Genomic DNA, 18,892 nt, shown 5'->3' with positions numbered 1-18,892 from the left:
GTGGTGTAAATGGCGCAGGAAATACCCGAGATATGCAGTAAATTACGCAGCGATATTTTCTCGCATGGATTTTTACCGGAATGGCTTACTGTGGCGGATCGGCAGATAACGTTGCGCCTGCCATTTGCAGCAAGATCGGCCGCTTTGGCCTTGATTGCAAGTAGCCCGAAATTAAACCAATATCAGTGGCAGGTAGAGCTGGATATTGCAGCCCTGCCGGCTAAAGCGGCCAAACTGCCGCAAGGTTCAACCGCACCACCCATTAAGAATGTTATCGCGGTAGCCTCTGGTAAAGGCGGTGTAGGTAAATCTGCAGTGAGCTTAAGTATTGCTGCCGCTCTCAAAGCTGAGGGAGCCCGGGTGGGTATTCTTGATGGTGATATTTATGGCCCATCTTTACCAACCATGCTGGGCAATGTAAGTGAAAAGCTAACCTTCACCCCAAATCGAAAAATGTTGCCTGTTAATTGTTGGGGTATAGAAGGGAATTCGCTCGGTTACTTAGTGGATACCAAAGCCGCAGCAATTTGGCGCGGGCCCATGGCCTCGAGGGCGATAGAGCAATTGTTGTTTGACACCCAGTGGTCTGCGCTGGATTATTTGATTGTTGATTTACCGCCGGGAACAGGTGATATTCAGCTTACCCTCTCGCAGAACTTTCCAATTACCGCTGCAGTTGTTGTTACAACGCCGCAAAACATTGCTATAGCAGATGCCGAAAAAGGCATTGCGATGTTCCGCAAAGTGGATGTGCCGGTAGTGGGGATAATTGAAAACATGAGCTATTTTGCTTGTTCGAATTGCGGGCATCACGATGCTATCTTTGGCTCTGATGGCGGCGCTACGCTTGCAGCCGAATATCAGGTGCCTATGGTGGGGCATTGGCCACTTACAACTGCGCTGCGCGAGAGTTTAGACCTTGGTAAACCGCTGCAGATAAGCGAGCCTGAACACAGCTTAAATGCCATTGTGGCCACTACAGCGCAGCATATAGTAGCTAATGCTTGGGAACTCATTCATGAGCAGGATAAAACAAACAACGCAACGCATAAGCCTATTTTTAAAGAGGTTTAGCGGGGTTTAGTGTGATATTTTATTTAACTAAGGTAATAAAAACTCATTTAGGGAAGGCGCATGCGGCTTACAGATGCACAGATTGAGAAGTACTTAGCGGATGGTGTTATCGCTATTGAACCCGCTCCGTTAAGTGAAGATATTAGTGGAGTTACCGTAGATATTCACTTGGGTGAAAGTTTCCGGGTTTTGCAAGATCATGCAGCACCCTATATCGATATTAGTGGGCCTCGCGCAGAGATTGATGCGGCTATTCAACGGGTAATGAGTGAAGAAATACGCTTAGCCAATGGCGATGCTTTTTTTATCCACCCAGGCGAATTTGCGCTGGCGGTAACTCAAGAAGCGGTTACCTTGCCAGCCCACATGGTGGGGTGGCTCGATGGCCGTTCATCGTTAGCGCGTTTAGGTTTGATGGTGCATGTTACCGCGCATCGCATTGATCCAGGCTGGAGTGGCCAGATTGTATTGGAGTTTTTCAACAGCGGTAAGCTGCCGCTGGCGTTACGCCCTGGTATGAAAATAGGCGCTTTAAGCTTTGAATTACTAAGTGAGCCCTGCGAGCGGCCCTATAGCCGCCGAGCAGATGCTAAATACAAAGATCAAAAGGGTGCTGTTGCTAGCCGCATTGGCAGTGATAAATAGCACCTACCTGCACATCAGTAAAATCCCCTAATGCTGGAGCATTAAGGGATTTTACGGGGATTCATGCAACGCGATTTATTGATGCTTGTAGCGATCAAACCAAGCGACAATTCTATTTAAACGCTCAACCAAATTGATTGGCTTGCCACCGCGGCTTAAGCCATGGCCCTCACGATCAAATACAACCAACTCAACTGGAACGTTATTCGCCTTTAACGCAAAGAACCATTCTTCACCTTGGCCAATTGGCGTAATGTGATCGTGATTACTATGAATAATCAGAGTGGGGGTTCTTACGCGGTAAGCATATTTGAGCGGTGAACGGCCCCAATAATAAGCATAGTTATCCCAGATACTGCCACCGAATTCTTCGATCATTGCTAAGGGTGGGAACGTTTGCGTGCCTGCTTCAGAGATCCAGTTGCTTACACTGCGTTGCGTTACTGCCGCACGAAAGCGATTGGTTTGCGTAGTTGCCCAATTGGTTAAAAAACCACCATGGCTGCCGCCAGTAATAAACTGTTGGTCTTCATCAAGCCAGTTGTAGTGGTTAAATGCTGCATCTAATGCAGCGATGTTATCGCGGAAATCGGCACCGCCATAATCCAGCCGCACTTGCTCGGCAAAATCTTGCCCATAACCGCTGCTACCGCGGTAGTTTACAAATACTACAGCATAGCCGCGAGCGCGCATCAATTGCATTTCATGAAACCACTGATGCCCCCACATACCGCCTGGGCCGCCTTTAATATTCAAAATCACCGGATAGCGCTCACCTTGTACTACCAAGGGTGGCCGCAACATGAAAACATCGAGAATATCGCCACGCTCATTTTCGGTTTGGAATACTTCATATGCTGCTAAATCAAGCTCACTTTGTAGGGCATCGTTAAAATCTGTGATTACGATGCCTTCATCATTACTTGCTGCTGCATAAACTAACCGTGGCAGGGTTATTTCATTGTGCTCTACCCATGCCATAGCGCCGTTGTTGGCGATGGCAAAGCTGCCTTTACTCCAACCGCGCCCAGATACGTATTGATAGCCACCGCGATCTAAATCCACGTTGTATAGCGTGCGACTACCGCGATCATCGGTAGTAAACCAGAGCTTATTATCAGCAAACTGCAGTTGTGCTGGGCTATGGTTCATGGCTTCTGCAACTACTTGGTAGGCATCAATGCTGAGATCGTAATGATGTAAATTGGGCGCTGCATAACTACTTTCGCGGTATACATACACGAGGCTGCTGTTGGAGGTCCATACGGGGGTGCCAGCATGGCCAATTGGTGTTGCTAGTTCTCGCTCATCATTACCACAGCGTACAAATACAGATGAAGCAAAGTAGCCTTCATCTGCTTCTGGATGCCGGTTGCTGGCAAAAGCAATACATTCCCCATTTGGCGAGTAACTGGCGCTACCCTCGTGCCATTTGCTATTGCCAGTAATTGTAGCCAATGTTTTCTCGGCTAGGTTGTAGCGCCATAAGCCGGTGCGATCTTCATTGAGGTAGCCGCCTTGGCGTTTATATACAGCATTCGTAATCACCGAAATATCCGGTTTATCATCACTTTCTGCAGCTTTTTCGAGCGGATTTTCCACCTCAGGATCAACCCGCACGGTAAGCAATAATTCTTGATCATTTGGATGAATGCTTACCGAGCTAATAGAACCTTGTTGTAAGCGCAACAGTTCTTGCGCTTCGCCGCCGGAAAGGGATATTGAATAGAGTGCTGTGCCACTATCACGGCCAGATAAAAACAATAACTGCTTACCATCGTTAGTAAAAACTGGGCTAAAATCACTTTTTTCACGGGTAAATTGGAGCACTGGTTCGTTGTTGCGATGTACCCAAATAGTACTGTTACGGCTGCGCTTATCTTCTCCCACGGTGGTTTTTACAAAGGCTACAGATTGGCCATCGGCACTGATTTGCACATCACCAAGATCAACCATGCGGTAGTAATCTTCTGCGGTAACTAGGCGTGGTGTGTTGTCGTTTGCAAGTGCAGCTCCACTAATAAGTGTGCTACTTAACACTGCTGTGCTTAATGCAGCGGTACTCAGCAGTGCCGCACTAAAGAGCGCAGCACTGATCGAGTTTAAGGAGATTGTTCGGTTCATTAAAATCATAACTCCAGTATTAATTAGCGTAATGGTGTTGCATGTGCAGCACTACGGAAAATAGAATTCATAAACAGCATGTGCATACCATCTAAGTAGGCGCGGAAGTTAGGCTCTTGGGTAAAGCTTACCACCATGCCGCGGCCATGTGGCTGCACCATCAGTACTGGCTTGTGGGCGATTTGTTCACGATTCTCGGCCCAAATATAGCCGCTTGCTAAAACCTCATCTGCCCCTTTATAGTTCACTACATTCCTGCCATGATTAATGCGTAACGGCGTGTAGATATCATTACCGATAAACATGGCGTGAAGTTGCTCATGAATTCCAGCGGTAAGCCAGTGCTCTTGATCTACGCTAGCGCGGGCAATAATGCCAGAAACCCAATCTGGGTTGGCATTGGGGTTACGAATATGGCGTTGATGCTCATCATCGTTATCGATAATCACGCCATCGGTGCGGCCTTGTTCTGCGAGCGGCACTAAATCGCTCACCTGCGCCTTCTTTTCCAGCGAGCTGCTCAATAGTGGCTGCTCTCCGGCAACGGCAAAGCGAGTTGCGTTACCTAGGGTAATCAATACACCACCGCGCTCAACCCACTGGCGAATGTTTTCGCGGCCGCGTTCGCCAAGCCACTGTTCATAACCAGCACCAGTGGTGGCGGGTAGGATTAGCACTTGGTAATGGCTTAAATCGGCACTAGCCGCCTGAGCGGAACGAATTGCAGTAACCGGATAATTGAACTCGCGCTCAATTACAAAACGGGTGCTACCAGCGCTCAATACATTGGTGGGTTGATCCCAAAGTAAGGCGATATTAGGCGCATGCATGCGCTTCATATTCACAGAGCCAACGTTGGGCCCATCGCGCATCCAACTATTGGCTAAGCCTTCTACTGTGGCACCGGTGGTTGCAGCGAGCTTCTGTAGTGTTGCAGTGAGATTATCCGGATTGCCGGCACGCGGAATCACCAAGCTGCCAGCCGGATATTCTCGGCCGCTTGCATGGGTAAACGCCATATCAGCACTACGAACCAATAAGCCTTCGCGCAACGCCGCGGTAAGCAAGCGACCAGCATTCATATCGCCCCAAGCAACAGCATAACCAAATTCAGCATCTGCATTTATAACACTGCCTGCTACAATACGCTCATCAGTAACAGCTGTAGTGGCAACACGCGGCTGCTGATTACACACATCCATATCAAGGTTAAACATGAGCGGCAACGACCAAGCCGTTACATCGTAAATTTGGTCGGGTAGGTTATTTGCCCGTAAACGCTCTTGCTCGGCTAAAAACTCTTCGTCCATAGGTACATTGGTATCAAGTAGAGTGCGAATTAGGTGGTAAGCTGGCTGTGAGGCCTGCACTACATAGGCACCTTCGCTGTAGCGATTGCCACAGGCACGGAAGTTATCTTGCGCTTGGCCTACCTCAATACCTTGCTCACTAAGTAACGCCATAAGTTTGCGGTTACCGGCAATATCACGCATATTCGGGAAGATATAACTGCGCACGGCACCACGGCCACCGGCATCAATGCCCTGTTGGCGATACTCGTAAAAGCGCTGCAATAAATCTTGCCGGCGTTGCGAAGCTGTTTCAATAGTAGCCATAAACGCCACGAAGTTCTGCTGAACACCATCGGCGTAAGTTAATACTTCGCCTTCGCGGGTACGGAAATGATGGCCGCGGGCTGAACCCATTTCATAGGTTGCCGAGAGGCTACCATGGTAGAGTGGCCAGCTTGCACCGTAACCTGGATAAAAAGCATCAAAAATTTCACGAGTGAAATAATCAAAACCAAAAGTATCAAACCAAAGAGCGTTATTTTCACCAACCCAATTCAAACCCTTACGCTGTTCCGTGGTAATAAAAGGGTTGTATGGGTGCGCTTCCGGGGTGAAGTAATAGCTAAGATCGCCACCCATTTCATGAGAATCGATAAATATGAGTGGATAGGTTTGTAGCAGGGCAGCAATGCGGCCTTGTGTTTCCGGTTGCGTGAGCGCTATCCAATCGCGATTCATATCAAATAGATAATGGTTGGTACGGCCGTTTGGCCAAGGTTCATTATGCTCTGCCGAAAGACGATCGGCAGCTGGTTCTAGGCCAACGGTTGCGTAATAGCGGCTAACAAAGCGCTCTCGGCCATCCGGATTTTGCAACGGATCGAGGTACACAATGGTGTTGTTGAGCATCGAAACAGTACGTTCATCGGTGCTGCTTAATAAATGCCATGCGGTAACCATAGACGATTCGGCAGGCGATATTTCATTGCCATGTACGCTGCTCGCTATCCAAACAGAGGCTGGGAGTGATTCTACTAGTTGCTGAGCTTGGCGTGCGGTAATCGTGCGAGGATCGGCTAGTTGGCGCATTCCCGCTTCGATTTCATTAAGCTTAGCGATATTTTCGGCGTTACCAATAGCGGCATAAAAAAGTGGCCGCCCTTGCCAGGTTTCGCCGTACTCAAACAGTTTAATTTGATCGGGGTGTGCTTCCGCTAACGCTTGAAAGTACTCGCTAATTTGCGCTGGGCTAGAAATTCGCGCACCTGCAGGGTAACCCAACACATCTTCTACAGTTGGCGTATTTTGATATCTCGCTTGCGGCCACTCTGGCACAGTTGGTGCTTGCTGCTCGGCCGATTGAGCGCTTTGCGCTGCTGTTGCGGCGGCTAGGGGCGAGAAGAATGAACTGCTAACGGAGAGGGCTATAGCTGATAGAGTAAAAACCAAGGGTTTCATAGCGAATGCCTTTATTTATTGTAATTGTGATTACGGTAACGAATAGGGGCTGGGTTCCGGCTGCTCATTCGTTGCCACAGGTTTTGCTGTGAGCAGTGCTTCAGCAGCCTGCTCAATTGCTATTAATAAACTATCCATATCGTGCCGATGCGCCACTTCGGAATCTGCAGCAACACTTTGTATTGTGGGAATAGGGTGCGCATGGCTGGCACTGGGGCTGATTACTAAATCAATGGGAAGATAACCAAGCTGGTTTTCTAGCCAACGTAACTTTTCATGCAGTGGTAATGCACCCGCAGGGCTTTGTTCAGCAACCAGATTATCAATAAAAATCACTTTTGCAGGTGATTTTTCGATAGCACGGGCGATATCACCGACCAACAGCGGTGGTAGTACTGAAGTAAGGAAACTACCAGGGCCAAGAATAATGAGATCACTGCGGGCAATATGAGTTAGCGCTTCTGGCGTACCCTGTACTTGCGGAGAAAGGCTTAGTTGTTTTGGCATTTGCATGAGCTCATCGATGCGGATTTCACCGAAGCACTGCAGGTTGTTATCGAGCTCAGCAATCAAATCTGTAGGTGTTTCCGACATCGGCAGCACGCGATTGCGCACTTTTAATAAGCGGCTTAATAGCTGAATGCCATCGAGTGGGCGTGCAGATATAGCATCAAGGGTATATAACAAAAGATTGCCGAAACTGTGGCCATCAAGGCTAGATTCGCCATTAAAGCGGTAGTTCAGTAGCTCTTTGGCAAGCGGCTGATCAGCAAGTTGTGACATGCAGTTACGAATATCGCCCCAAGCAATGCATTGTTGATGCTCACGCAGCTTGCCGGTAGAGCCACCGTTATCGGTAGTTGCTACGATGCCAACCAAACGTTTATCTAAAAAGCTGAGTGTTGACATCAGCCTACCCAAGCCATGGCCGCCGCCAATCGCGGTAATGTTGAGTTTTTTTAAAAGTGAAAGATTCTTCCGTGAGCGCACTTTATTACCCATAGTTTGTGTTCGTAATTCGTTAGCCATGCGTAAACTATATATGTTGCGCTGCTCAGAGTGAATAAAAACCCGATTGTAGTTAGCCAAATGTGTGTAAATTCTGGCAAGATAGCCACGTTTCAGCGGAGGATAAGTATGTTAGCTCAGGGGTTACCCGATAATCGTTATTTTGGTGTGCGCTTATACAGCGTGTTGTTGTATATGATGATGCCACTGGTGGTATTTTATTTATGGTGGCAGGGTCGCAAGAATACGGCCTATCGTGCCCGCATGCAGGAACGTTTTTGCCAGCAAGAGATTGCTATGAAATGGCGCGGTGCTATCGTATTCCATTGCGTATCTGTGGGTGAGTTTATGGCCGCTAAGCCACTTTTAGACCGCTTCGTGAATGACGAGGGTGGTCGGCCTGTGGCGATAACGTGCATGACCCCAACCGCATCTGAGCTGATTCAGAAAACCTACGGCGATGCGATCTATCATGCCTATATTCCTTTCGATACCCCAAGTGCGGTAAAGCGCTTCTTAAAAGCTTTACAACCGAGTGCGATTGTTATTCTTGAAACCGAACTGTGGCCGAATTTAGTGTTGTTTGCGCGCGCGCTTGGAATTCCTGTGGCACTGGTAAATGGCCGCATGTCGAAACAATCTGCCAGCGGCTATACCCGCATGAATTGGCTATTCGAACGGGCCTGGGCGGCATTAAATTATTGTGGTGTGCAATCGGAAGTGGCGGCGGAACGTTTTGCCAATATTGGTGTGCGCGAGCGAGTAATTGATGTTGCCGGCAATTTAAAGTTTGATGTGGTGGTAAGCACAGAAGTACAAAACGAGATTGAGCATTATCAAGAGCTCTTAGGTTCTCGGCCTATTATTACCGCTGGAAGCACGCATGCCGGTGAAGAAGAGCAAATAATTGCTGCGTTTAAGAAAGTATTAAAAGTGAAGCCCAATGCGTTACTGATATTGGTGCCGCGCCATCAAGAGCGTTTTAATAAGGTATACACATTACTTGAAAATGAGGGCTTAACTACCGTGCGGCGCAGCACAGGGCGGCCAGTTACTAATGCTACACAAGTATTGCTGGGTGATTCCATGGGCGAGCTACTGCTTTGGTATGGTATTGCCAATATTACTTTTATTGGCGGTAGTTTAATTGAACGTGGTGGCCATAACCCATTGGAAGCCATCGCTTTCGGCAAGCCGTTACTTAGTGGCCGCCATATATTTAACTTTGCCGAAGTTTATGATCAACTTGATAAGCGGCAAGCGGTGCGTTGGGTAAACTCTAGTGATACCTTAGCGGATACGTTAATTGGCTTGCTCACTACCATAGAAACGGCGCAACGCTTGGGTGCTAGCGCGCAACGGATTTTTGCTGAGCATCGGGGCGCAACACAGCGCTTGCAAGTGCGCATTCAACAATTATTAGGGCGTGCTTAAGTGATGCAAGAGATAACCAATTACGAGCATAATCACCAGTATATTAGGGTATTAGAACCACCTGCAGTTGGCGCAGAGCAGGATTGGTTAAACCCGCAGTTTTGGCAACAACGTGAAGCCATAGTTGGCCAGAGTAAGGGTAGAAATACCGTATGGTTTGTAACGGATGGCCAGCGCGAATTTGTGTTGCGGCATTATTACCGCGGCGGCTTACCGGGGAAGTTTATCCGTGACCAGTTCTTGTATACCGGCATGGAGAACACGCGCAGTATTGCCGAGTTTAATTTGCTAGGCTCTATGCATGCACTAGGCCTGCCGGTGCCTAAGCCTGTGGCGGCAAAAGTATACCAAATTGGTTTGTGGTATCGCGCTGACATATTGATAGAGCGCATCGCTAATAGCCAAGATTTATTCTCAGCTCTTAGCAGGGCGCCAGTTGCTGAGCGGGTATGGCACGCCATTGGCGCAACCATTGCAGCATTTCAGCTGGCAGGTGTGCAGCATAGCGATTTAAACTGCCACAATATTTTGCTGCAGCATGCTACAGTAAAGGGAGCAACTGCATCGGTACTGAGCGAGCAAGACACCAAGATCTGGCTTATTGATTTCGATCGCTGTGATATGCGCCCGCCAGGCGCTTGGCAAGAACGGAACCTAAAACGGTTAAAACGTTCGTTGCGCAAAGAACAAGCGCAACAGCGAGATTTTTATTGGCGAGAGCATGATTGGCAAGCATTATTGCGAGGCTACAATGAACATGTACGTAACCACCAAGGTTAGGTTGTATTTAGCGGGGGCACTGCTTGGTATCACTAGCGCCGCTGGCGCGGCAACTGCAGTGTTACCCGCCGCAACCAGTGTATTAACTGTAAGCACTTATGCAAGCACTTATGCAAGTACTTATGCAAGTACTCATGCAAGTACTGTGCCGCAGCAGTTGGCAACGCAGGCATTATGTTTGCGCAGCCAAAACAACACAGAGCCACAAACCACAGAGCCACATACCACAGAGCAACAAATAGTGCAGGCCGAGCTGGCATTAACAGCTGAGCAGCGCGCTACCGGTTTGATGATGCGGGAAAGCCTAGCAGAAAACAGTGGTATGTTGTTTGTATACCCGCACATAGGGCAACGCAGTTTCTGGATGTTTAGAACACTTATTCCTCTGGATATTGCCTATGTTAGTAACAAAGGTGAAATTCTTGATATTCAACAAATGCAACCGTGTGAGAGTTATTGGCGCCAGCGATGCCCTAGTTACCCAGCGGCAAAGCCATTCTTGTATGCGCTTGAGGTAAACCTTGGTAAATTTGCCGAGTGGGGTATTAGCGAAGGTGATTGGCTGCTACAAGAAGACTGTGAAAGTAACTTAGAGGGCTTCGAAGCATGGTAAACACTCGGATTAAATGGGCTGAGCACGCCCGGCTCATATTGTTGGCAATAGCATGTATGCTCATGTTAAGTGCCTGTGCGAGTACTTCACAACAAACAAGCAGCTCAAGTGTGCCTGCGTTAGCAGAGTTAAATGATAACAACATCAGTTCGGTACTTGTGGCTAGTAGAACCCGTTTACACCATCTTCATGAGTGGTGGGGAAGGCCTGCAGCGCAAGGCGAAAGTGGCGATTTTCAATGGTATAATTACACCTATGTTGGTGAGGCCAAACAGCCAAATAGCAATCCAGGCGATACGCAAATGATATCGTTAACGGTTTATTTTGAAACGGCCACCGGATTACTTGCTGATTATGATTTTCAGTTGCACCAATTTCCGGCGCACATGAGCAATAACTAAGCCCACGGCATTGGCTTGGTTTTAGCTTGAATTACTTTAGTTTGTTGTTTCCACATGGATGATTTTGCTATGGATGATTTTGCTATAGATCATGCAGTACATGTTTTTGGCGCTTTAGCGCTGGTTATCAACTTTATCGGCTATCGGCAAGAAACGGTTTATCGCTACCGCTTGGTAACAGCCTTTGCGTTGGCGTTCTTAAGCCTGCATTTCTTTTTACTTGGGGCAATGGCCGCAGGTATCGGGTTAGCCATTGGCGCGGTGCGCAACATTGTTGCACTGCGTTATCAATCGGTATCGGTTTTACTGGTATTCATTCTGTTGAATATCGTGTTCTGCTTATGGGAATGGTTTGTACTTAAAAACGAGGTGTATTTATTTATTGCATACACCGCCGCAATGATCTTTACCGTAGGCTCTATTGTTTTAAAAAGTGCTACCACCATTCGCCGCTGGTTTATCGTGGCAGAATCGTTGATGCTGATGTATTCACTGATCGTGCTAAGCCCTTTCGGCGTGTTGTTCAATGTGTCTAATTTAACCAGTATATTTTTAAAACTACGCAGTGATAAACGCGTAAAAGCAGCGCAGCAATTAGGCCAAAGTGAATAGCTAGTGCTGTTCATCGCATGCTTATCTCGGTTAACCGAGCACTAATTTACTTTACTCATGTATTGTTCAACACTGCTCATAACGATTTCATATTATGAGCACAGTTTGTGCATCGCTTAACACACAGGAATTGATCATGCGTAAAATTTCATCCTTGGCATTCGGCGTGGCTATGGCGCTAGGTTTAGCGGCTTGTTCGGAAGTACCGCAAACAAACCAATCTTTATCAGACGCAGAGCAGCAAGTTGAGCAGCAGCTAAGTTCAGGTGTATCGCTCAATAACTTGGAAACCAGCGTACGGCCACAAGATAACTTTTTTCGCTATGTAAATGGCCAGTGGTTAGAGCGCACTGAAATTCCAAGTGATAGAGCCCGGTGGGGAAGTTTTGATGAGCTGCGCGAACGCGCTGAAGAACAGGTACTTGCAATCGTACTTGCCGCCGCCGAAACATCGGGTGAAGCGAATTCGAATGTACAAAAGATTGGTGATTTATTTCGTTCGTACATGAATGAAGATCGTGTTGAAGAACTCGGTATTTCGCCACTAACAGCAGATTTTGAGCGTATCGCTAGTTTGCAAACCCATGCCGATTTGGCTGATTTTTGGGGTTACAATCAGCGCTATCGAGCAGCCACACCAGTGAATTTAGGTGTAGGCCAGGATCAAATGAATTCGGAAGAATACATTACTAGCATCAGCCAATCTGGGTTGGGCCTGCCAGATCGCGATTATTACTTAGCGGATGATGAACGCAACCAAACCTTACGCGGCCAGTATGTAGAATTTATTGAGCGCTTATGGAATGCGGCAGAATGGGATAATGGGAGTGAAGCTGCAGCCACTATCTTAGCTATTGAAACAAAGATTGCGGGCGCACATTGGAGCAGAATCCAGAATCGTGATCGGGTAGCTTCTTACAACAAAATGAGCGTTGCTGAGTTACAAGAATTGGCGCCAGAGTTCAATTGGAGCGCGTTACTTAGTGCTGCGGATTTAGCAGTGGATGAACTAGTAGTTCGCCAGCCTGATTACATGCAGGCGTTTGCAAAAATGCAGGCTGAGATATCGCTCGCGGATTGGCAAACATACTTGCAGTTCCATACTTTACGCAGCGCTGCAGGCATTTTAAGTAGCAAATTTGCGGAAGCAAGCTTTGATTTCTATGGCCGCGTACTGCAAGGGCTAGAAGAAGAGCGTTCGCGGGAACGCCGGGCGGTAAGTACCGTAGAAAGTTTGCTTGGGTTCATGGTGGGCGAAGAATATGTAGCAGAGCACTTTCAGGCCGAATCGAAAGAGCGTATGGCGGAAATGGTTGATAACATCCTGCTAGCATTCGGCGAAGCAATCGATGATCTGGAGTGGATGACCGATGCAACCAAAGCCGAAGCGCACGCGAAATTAGCTACCTTTACCACAAAAATTGGTTACCCAGATAAATGGCGCGATTATGAATGCCTTACCATTGCAGCAGATGATTTGTTTGGCAACATGCGCCGCTCTGCTAATTGTGAATACGAGCGCATGCTGGCGCGTTTAGGTTCTGAAGTAGACCCATACGATTGGGGTATGACACCACAAACCGTGAACGCGTATTACCGTTCAACGATGAACGAGATAGTGTTCCCAGCAGCTATTTTGCAGCCACCATTTTTTGATGTTAACGCTGATGATGCCATTAACTATGGTGCGATTGGTGCAGTAATTGGTCATGAAATAACCCATGGCTTTGATGACCAAGGGCGTCGCTCAGATGGCTCCGGCAATTTACGGGATTGGTGGAGTGAAGTAGATGAAGAGCAATTCCGTGAACGCGCGCAATTAATGATTGAGCAATTCAGTGCTTTTAATCCAATTGATGATTTGCATCTTCAAGGTGCATTGAGCTTGGGTGAGAACATCGCTGATTTAGGTGGTTTAAACGTAGCGTTGCGTGGCTACCGCAATTCGTTAAATGGCGAGGAAGGGCCAGTTATTGACGGTTACACAGCTGAACAGCGTTTCTTTATCGGTTGGGGACAAATTTGGCGCATCAAGTTCCGAGATGAAGCGTTGCGTAGACAAGTTGTAGTGGGCCCGCATTCTCCTGGTAAATACCGTGTTCTTGGGCCGCTCTCGAATATGCCCGAATTCTATGAAGCATTTGATGTGCAACCAGGCGATCCAATGCACCGGGATGACGATGTGCGCGTGAAGATTTGGTAAGCCTTAAGTTGGATAAAAACAGTGACCACAATTGATTTACGCAGTGATACAGTAACTCAGCCATCAGCCGCCATGCGCGCGGCTATGGCTGCGGCTGCTACTGGCGATGATGTGTATGGTGAAGATCCTTCCGTAAACGCGCTAGAGGCTCGGGTTGCGGGGTTATTTGGCAAACAGGCAGCATTATTATGTACTAGTGGTACGCAAAGTAATTTATTAGCGTTGCTGAGCCAATGCCAACGTGGCGAAGAGTATCTAGTAGGTGAGGAGTATCACACCTATCGCTATGAGGCCGGAGGCGCTGCAGTACTCGGTGGCATCGTGCCGCAAACCGTGCCCGTATTAAGTGATGGATCGCTCGATTTAGCGGTGTTAGCAACAAAAGTGAAAGCTGATGACCCGCATTTTCCAATTACTCGCTTATTAGCGTTAGAAAATACCCATACAGGAAAGGTGATACCGGCGCAGTTTTTTACCGCTGCTCGAGAATTTGCCAACACTCATGGTTTGCGTTTGCACTTAGATGGGGCTCGGCTATTTAATGCTCATGTTGCGACAAAGCAACCATTAATTGAAATGGCAGCTCCATTTGATAGCGTGTCTGTGTGTTTGTCGAAGGGCTTAGGCGCTCCGATTGGTTCTATGCTCGTAGCTGATGCAGATACGGTACGTATCGCGCGGCGTTGGCGCAAAATGCTGGGCGGCGGTATGCGCCAAGCTGGAATTGTGGCTGCGGGATTAGATTATGCGCTCGATCACAATATTCAACGGTTGGCAGATGATCATCTGCGCGCAATCGAATTGGCGAACGCATTACAGGCAGGTTTTACCGCGCAAGGTATGCGCACGGTTACCGTGCAACCACCACAAACCAACATGGTGTATCTCGATTTTGCTAGTGCCGAAGTTGCTGCTACGGTAGCGAAACGCTGCAAAGAGCAGGGCATTTTGGTGCCCAGCAGTAAGCGTATGCGCCTAGTTACTCACCTTGATGTTTCCGCAAGCGTTATTCATCGTGTTGCGGAGGTTATTGTTGCAGCTAGTGCTAACGGTTAGTTTTTTTCGGCACCTTATTTCGGCTAAGTTCCAGACACAAAAAAACCTGCTTTTAAGCAGGTTTTTTTATTGGTCGGCGTGAGAGGATTTGAACCTCCGACCCCTGACACCCCATGACAGTGCGCTACCAAGCTGCGCCACACGCCGACCGAGCCCCGTATGTTACCTCTCGCCACGTAAATGGCAAGTAATAATCGATGTTTTCCGTATAGTTGCTGATTAATTAAACAAAGCACTACTGTGGTTTGTTAATTTTTGTACCAATTTAATGCAGTGGGCTGTTGTTTTTCTGCTATGAGGTGACTAACAGAATTATCGTTAACCACCAAAGCGCTGTAATTCCCGCAAACTATTAATGAATACTGGCGTGGGGGGAACTGCGCCAGGCATGAGTTCGCCATCTACGGAAAACAGCTGCATTTCGCCATTTTGGTCGATTACAGTAGTTTGGTTTGCTTCGAATATATATAAATACGGTTTAATACTCAGTACTCGCGGAAACTCGCGCGTAGTTTCTTTTAGATTTACGCCATTTGTAAAGCTACGAAAATCATCGGCACAATTCATGTAGCTACTTAGTGCCGTGGGCATAATATCTTCTAACGCAGATAATGTTCGTGGTACGAGAACCATGTTCATACTCAGTAGCGGAACTTGTAGATGCTCTGCTTGCGGCATTAGAACGTTATTAAGCCCAGAATTCGCAACTAAACCAGTGATGATTACGCGTTGGTTGGTGGGTATGTTTTGTAGATACGTAATTGCACTATCGATATCATTTTCGGCGGCAAAAATGATCTGCAAGTTATTACCGTGCAAACGCGATGGTTGCCATGGCTGTACTTTGCTTTGTAGTGAATTAGGCAACTCGGATGAATCAAAATGCGCGCTAGCAAACAGGTTTGGCGTTACCGCGAAATCATTTAAAACGTTAAAATAGGCTGGCTGTAGGTTCTGGTAACGAATGCTTTCAATATATACATCCGGAGTACCAAATAGCAGGTTGTAGCTTGCGTCCGATACGCTGCGGTGGCCTAAGTGTTGCTGCGCGTGTTGGGTTAATGCAGGAATCTCAGCGTTTAAACGCGCTAACGATTCAGCAGAGAGGGTGGTAAAGGTTATTACGCTTACGCCATGCTCAACTGATTCTTTGCTACACAACAATGGGCTGGTAGGATAGCGCACCGCAAGTTGTTGCGAACCGGTAAGGCGATCGTGGCTAGATTGGAAGCGCTCTACGGATATCCAACCATGGCGGGTCATCAACGATTTTGCCGTGGTGGGGTAGGATGCTGGAAACAAATCATCTTGCTGGGTAATGGGTGAATACAGGGTGGCATCAGCCCAAATGTGGCTGCTGTGGCTGATAATGAATGCCACGATAAATACCCCTGCAGAAATTTTGCCTATTCGCTTTGCTTGTAGTTGCGGATGCCGCTTCCAAGTTAAGTTTGCCAGAATGAGTTCTATACCCAAGATCACTAAGAACCCGAGCATAAGTAGCAGTAACATGACAAAGCTGCCCCCAGCAAACCATTCCTCAGCATCGGCGGCTAGCTGGGTAAGCGAATACGTATTCAAGTGAAAGCCATATTGGCGGAAGAACAGCGCATCCAGAATTAGCGCGAAAATACCAATCGAGGCGATAATTGCTGCGTAACCGCGAAGTATACGAGAGTAGGGCACAAGTAAGCAGAGTGGGAAAATAAGTACAATGAAAAACACAAACGGCAGAAATGCGAAATGGCCAAGCCAACTCACCATTAAGTAACCAGCAGCAATTGATGTTTGTGCGGGCAACGCGGTTTCCAGATAAAACACACCGATTAGCAAACATAGAATGATGTTCGCAAAAGTGAACCAATGTCCCCAGCTTACTAACTGAGCGATGCGATCCCGCTGTTTATATTTTCCCATAGAATAGTTTTATTATTGCTTCTTAGTTGGTTGCTGGCTGCTGTTTTGCCCAGCATTCGCTACGGATTGTAGCAGAATTTCACCAAACTGACGGGCAATACTGGCCCGCTTATCTTCCGCTACATGCTCGTACAAAATGTGAGTTACCACATTGCCAAGTGTCATCAACGCAAGATCGTTGGGTGATTTATCGTCAGCAAAAACTTGTAATATGTCATCAATTAACCGCTCTTGGCGGTCTTGGGCGTATTTTGAAACAATCGGCATGATGAACACTCCGGCTCCATGATAGAATAGCGTAAGTTTAACATAAATCAGATAGTTGCATAGCGAGAGAAGTATGGCATTGAAAGTAAGCGCGAGTATTGTTCATCAAGTTTATCAAGATCGGCAGGGCGAGTTTGGTTTGCGGTTTTCTCCGGAAGCATTGCACAGTGAAGCTGAAGTAAGTGCCTTACTTGCAGAGCTTAGTGAAGTGTACAACGCTAAACCTGGTAAAGGCTACGCTAGTTTCGTGTCTGCAGAAGACCCCTTTTATGCCGCAGCGCGCGAAGCAGGAGAAACCATTCCAGAGCCTGAATTTCCGCAGTTGCTTACAAACTGGTTAGCGAACGAGAATGATTTCGTGGCCTTTTCGCAACAGGTTGCAAAGCTATTGCAAGCGGAGCTCTCACGCTACTCTTTTGCCGAACCTGGCTTTCTGCTCTTAGCGGATTACCAACAAAATACCGATCGTATTCTGTTGGTGAGCTTTCTTCCTGTAAGAGATGGGGTAATGGTGCAGCCGGATTTAAGTGTGCACAAATCACCACAATTAGATGTTTCTAAAATTCAACTTGCAGCGCGCATCAACCTAACTGAGTTTCAAGCGCAAGCTGATGATCTTTACTACGTTTCTTTTATTAAGGGGCGAACTGGTAGGAAAACTGCCGAGTTTTTTCTAGATTTCTTGGGTTGTGCAGAACGAGTAAACTCGAAAGCCAGCACTAAACATCTGATAGATACGGTTCAGGCGTTCGTTAAAGAAGCTGAATTATCAGATGACAATGCCAATGACGTACGTAAAAGTGTGTATGAGTATTGTGGTGAGCAATGGCAGCAGGGCGAACAAGTGCAATTTAATGAACTTGATCAGCGTTTGCAAGATCAAGGCGCGCCCTCAATTAAGGCATTTAGCCAAAATAAAGGTATGGATGTTCCAGAAAGTTTTCCAGCTGATAAAACCAGTTTACGGCAATTAGTGAAGTTTCAAGGCCAAGGCGGCGGGCTAAGTATAGGGTTTGATCAGAATATGTTGGGTAACCGAGTGAACTACGATGCGCAAACGGATACGCTTACCATTGTAGGAACTCCGCCGAATCTTCGCGATCAACTTCGTCGTTACTACGGAATGAATGATTAACGGAGCGGAAAGTAAAAAGGGCCAACATTGCAGAGCTGGCCCTTTTCGTTGAACATTCTGAAGATTAAAGAAGTGCAGTTATACTTTTGGTTCACCATTGTGAGGTACGATTTGCACCGCATGTAGGCCTTTCGGACCTTCTTCAAGTTCAAAATCGACCTCTTGGCCGGCTTTCAGGGTGCGGTACCCCTCCATTTGGATTGTGGAGTAGTGGGCAAAGATATCACCACTGCGATCTTCGGATTCGATAAAACCAAAACCTTTGGAGTTATTGAACCATTTGACTTTACCGGTAGCCATACTTCTACTTCCTTCTTGCGTATAATGTGTTGTTGTAGTGTGTTTGAGCACGTGAATAGTTATGATTTATTGTGCTCGGTGCTGCCCTTGAAAAGAAAAATAAACAGTACCATGTGTTAATTTAGATAAGAGTAAAAAATAGTCAAGTATTGTTGAGATATTTTATTACATTTTTTTAACTAAATTTATCACATCAAACCTAACCGTATGTCAAAATTCTGGCTATATTTAAGGTGTAGATGATTTTCGATATGAGTAAATATAGTGATTCAATTCCTGAGCACCATTTGGAAGAAGGCAGCAAACTTGAGCTGCAACCTCCTTCTATGTATCAGGTAATGTTAAACAATGATGATTACACGCCAATGGATTTCGTGATTGAAGTACTAGTAACTTATTTTCGTATGAACCAAGAAGCGGCTACGCAAGTAATGTTACAAGTACATGAAGTTGGTAAAGCAGTGTGTGGAATTTATTCGGCCGAGATTGCCGAAACGAAGGTGGTTCAGGTTAATCAGTATGCCCGTGAGAATGATCACCCATTATTATGTACGATGGAGCAGGTGTAGTTAT

At 47.0% G+C, this 18,892-nt stretch carries 17 protein-coding genes and 1 tRNA gene; 11 read left to right on the top strand and 7 right to left on the bottom strand.

The features are described from left to right. The first annotated feature begins 9 nt into the window (after positions 1–9). On the top strand, positions 10–1,074 hold the full coding sequence (gene apbC / locus ACNA7P_RS01160; RefSeq protein ID WP_416256764.1) for an iron-sulfur cluster carrier protein ApbC: 1,065 nt from the start codon (positions 10–12) through the stop codon (positions 1,072–1,074). A 60-nt stretch (positions 1,075–1,134) separates the two neighbouring features. Beyond that, positions 1,135–1,719, top strand: coding sequence for a dCTP deaminase (gene dcd, locus ACNA7P_RS01155; protein WP_416256763.1), 585 nt, complete (start codon positions 1,135–1,137; stop codon positions 1,717–1,719). Between the two features lie 75 nt (positions 1,720–1,794). On the opposite strand, the gene ACNA7P_RS01150 is transcribed toward dcd, so the two are convergent. The 3 genes from ACNA7P_RS01150 to ACNA7P_RS01140 are packed head-to-tail and all read right to left on the bottom strand — an operon-like array spanning position 1,795 to position 7,622. After that, positions 1,795–3,843 carry a S9 family peptidase gene (locus ACNA7P_RS01150; protein WP_416256762.1) on the bottom strand — a complete coding sequence of 683 codons (2,049 nt, stop codon included), beginning with the start codon at positions 3,841–3,843 and terminating at the stop codon, positions 1,795–1,797. Between the two features lie 23 nt (positions 3,844–3,866). Beyond that, the gene (locus tag ACNA7P_RS01145; RefSeq protein ID WP_416256761.1) at positions 3,867–6,593 is read right to left on the bottom strand and encodes a M14 family zinc carboxypeptidase; all 2,727 of its coding nucleotides are present in this window, start codon (positions 6,591–6,593) and stop codon (positions 3,867–3,869) included. A 30-nt stretch (positions 6,594–6,623) separates the two neighbouring features. Continuing rightward, on the bottom strand, positions 6,624–7,622 hold the full coding sequence (locus tag ACNA7P_RS01140; protein WP_416256760.1) for a gluconeogenesis factor YvcK family protein: 999 nt from the start codon (positions 7,620–7,622) through the stop codon (positions 6,624–6,626). Positions 7,623–7,730: 108 nt separating this feature from the next. Between ACNA7P_RS01140 and waaA the strand changes: the two genes are divergently transcribed. From waaA to ltaE, 7 genes are all read left to right on the top strand, one after another. Continuing rightward, positions 7,731–9,035 carry a lipid IV(A) 3-deoxy-D-manno-octulosonic acid transferase gene (gene waaA / locus ACNA7P_RS01135; RefSeq protein ID WP_416256759.1) on the top strand — a complete coding sequence of 435 codons (1,305 nt, stop codon included), beginning with the start codon at positions 7,731–7,733 and terminating at the stop codon, positions 9,033–9,035. 3 nt (positions 9,036–9,038) lie between these two features. Then, complete coding sequence (locus ACNA7P_RS01130; RefSeq protein WP_416256784.1) at positions 9,039–9,815, top strand: 3-deoxy-D-manno-octulosonic acid kinase; 777 nt, start codon at positions 9,039–9,041, stop codon at positions 9,813–9,815. Then, a complete protein-coding gene (locus tag ACNA7P_RS01125) occupies positions 9,787–10,428 on the top strand; it encodes a DUF192 domain-containing protein (RefSeq protein WP_416256758.1) in 642 nt (213 codons plus the stop codon). The genes ACNA7P_RS01130 and ACNA7P_RS01125 overlap by 29 nt, the downstream gene beginning before the upstream one ends. 56 nt (positions 10,429–10,484) lie before the next feature. Next, complete coding sequence (locus ACNA7P_RS01120; protein ID WP_416256757.1) at positions 10,485–10,829, top strand: hypothetical protein; 345 nt, start codon at positions 10,485–10,487, stop codon at positions 10,827–10,829. Between the two features lie 69 nt (positions 10,830–10,898). Beyond that, positions 10,899–11,441 (top strand): YgjV family protein, encoded by a 543-nt coding sequence (locus ACNA7P_RS01115; protein WP_416256756.1) that lies wholly within the window; start codon positions 10,899–10,901, stop codon positions 11,439–11,441. 136 nt (positions 11,442–11,577) lie between these two features. Next, positions 11,578–13,644 (top strand): M13 family metallopeptidase, encoded by a 2,067-nt coding sequence (locus ACNA7P_RS01110; RefSeq protein WP_416256755.1) that lies wholly within the window; start codon positions 11,578–11,580, stop codon positions 13,642–13,644. A gap of 21 nt (positions 13,645–13,665) precedes the next feature. Then, positions 13,666–14,700 (top strand): low-specificity L-threonine aldolase, encoded by a 1,035-nt coding sequence (gene ltaE, locus ACNA7P_RS01105; RefSeq protein WP_416256754.1) that lies wholly within the window; start codon positions 13,666–13,668, stop codon positions 14,698–14,700. Between the two features lie 70 nt (positions 14,701–14,770). On the opposite strand, the gene ACNA7P_RS01100 is transcribed toward ltaE, so the two are convergent. The 3 genes from ACNA7P_RS01100 to ACNA7P_RS01090 form a co-directional block, all read right to left on the bottom strand. Then, positions 14,771–14,847, bottom strand: a tRNA-Pro gene (locus tag ACNA7P_RS01100). 171 nt (positions 14,848–15,018) lie between these two features. Beyond that, positions 15,019–16,617: a DUF3413 domain-containing protein gene (locus ACNA7P_RS01095; protein ID WP_416256753.1), complete on the bottom strand. Its 1,599-nt coding sequence runs from the start codon at positions 16,615–16,617 to the stop codon at positions 15,019–15,021. 12 nt (positions 16,618–16,629) lie between these two features. Continuing rightward, positions 16,630–16,884, bottom strand: a complete 255-nt coding sequence (locus tag ACNA7P_RS01090; protein ID WP_416256752.1) for a DUF1414 domain-containing protein — start codon at positions 16,882–16,884, stop codon at positions 16,630–16,632. A 73-nt stretch (positions 16,885–16,957) separates the two neighbouring features. Here ACNA7P_RS01090 and yejK point away from each other — a divergent pair, with 73 nt between their 5' ends. Next, the gene (gene yejK / locus ACNA7P_RS01085; RefSeq protein WP_416256751.1) at positions 16,958–18,019 is read left to right on the top strand and encodes a nucleoid-associated protein YejK; all 1,062 of its coding nucleotides are present in this window, start codon (positions 16,958–16,960) and stop codon (positions 18,017–18,019) included. A gap of 78 nt (positions 18,020–18,097) precedes the next feature. On the opposite strand, the gene cspD is transcribed toward yejK, so the two are convergent. Next, on the bottom strand, positions 18,098–18,319 hold the full coding sequence (gene cspD / locus ACNA7P_RS01080) for a cold shock domain-containing protein CspD (RefSeq protein WP_416256750.1): 222 nt from the start codon (positions 18,317–18,319) through the stop codon (positions 18,098–18,100). Between the two features lie 251 nt (positions 18,320–18,570). On the opposite strand from cspD, the gene clpS reads away from it, so the two are divergent. Then, positions 18,571–18,888 carry an ATP-dependent Clp protease adapter ClpS gene (gene clpS, locus ACNA7P_RS01075; RefSeq protein WP_416256749.1) on the top strand — a complete coding sequence of 106 codons (318 nt, stop codon included), beginning with the start codon at positions 18,571–18,573 and terminating at the stop codon, positions 18,886–18,888. The last annotated feature ends 4 nt before the right edge of the window (positions 18,889–18,892 follow it).

Source organism: Aliidiomarina sp., from assembly GCF_047920995.1.
In the GTDB taxonomy this organism is placed as follows: domain Bacteria; phylum Pseudomonadota; class Gammaproteobacteria; order Enterobacterales; family Alteromonadaceae; genus Aliidiomarina.
Note: the sequence above shows the minus strand (reverse complement) of the source record. Positions and strands in the feature narration are given on the sequence as shown.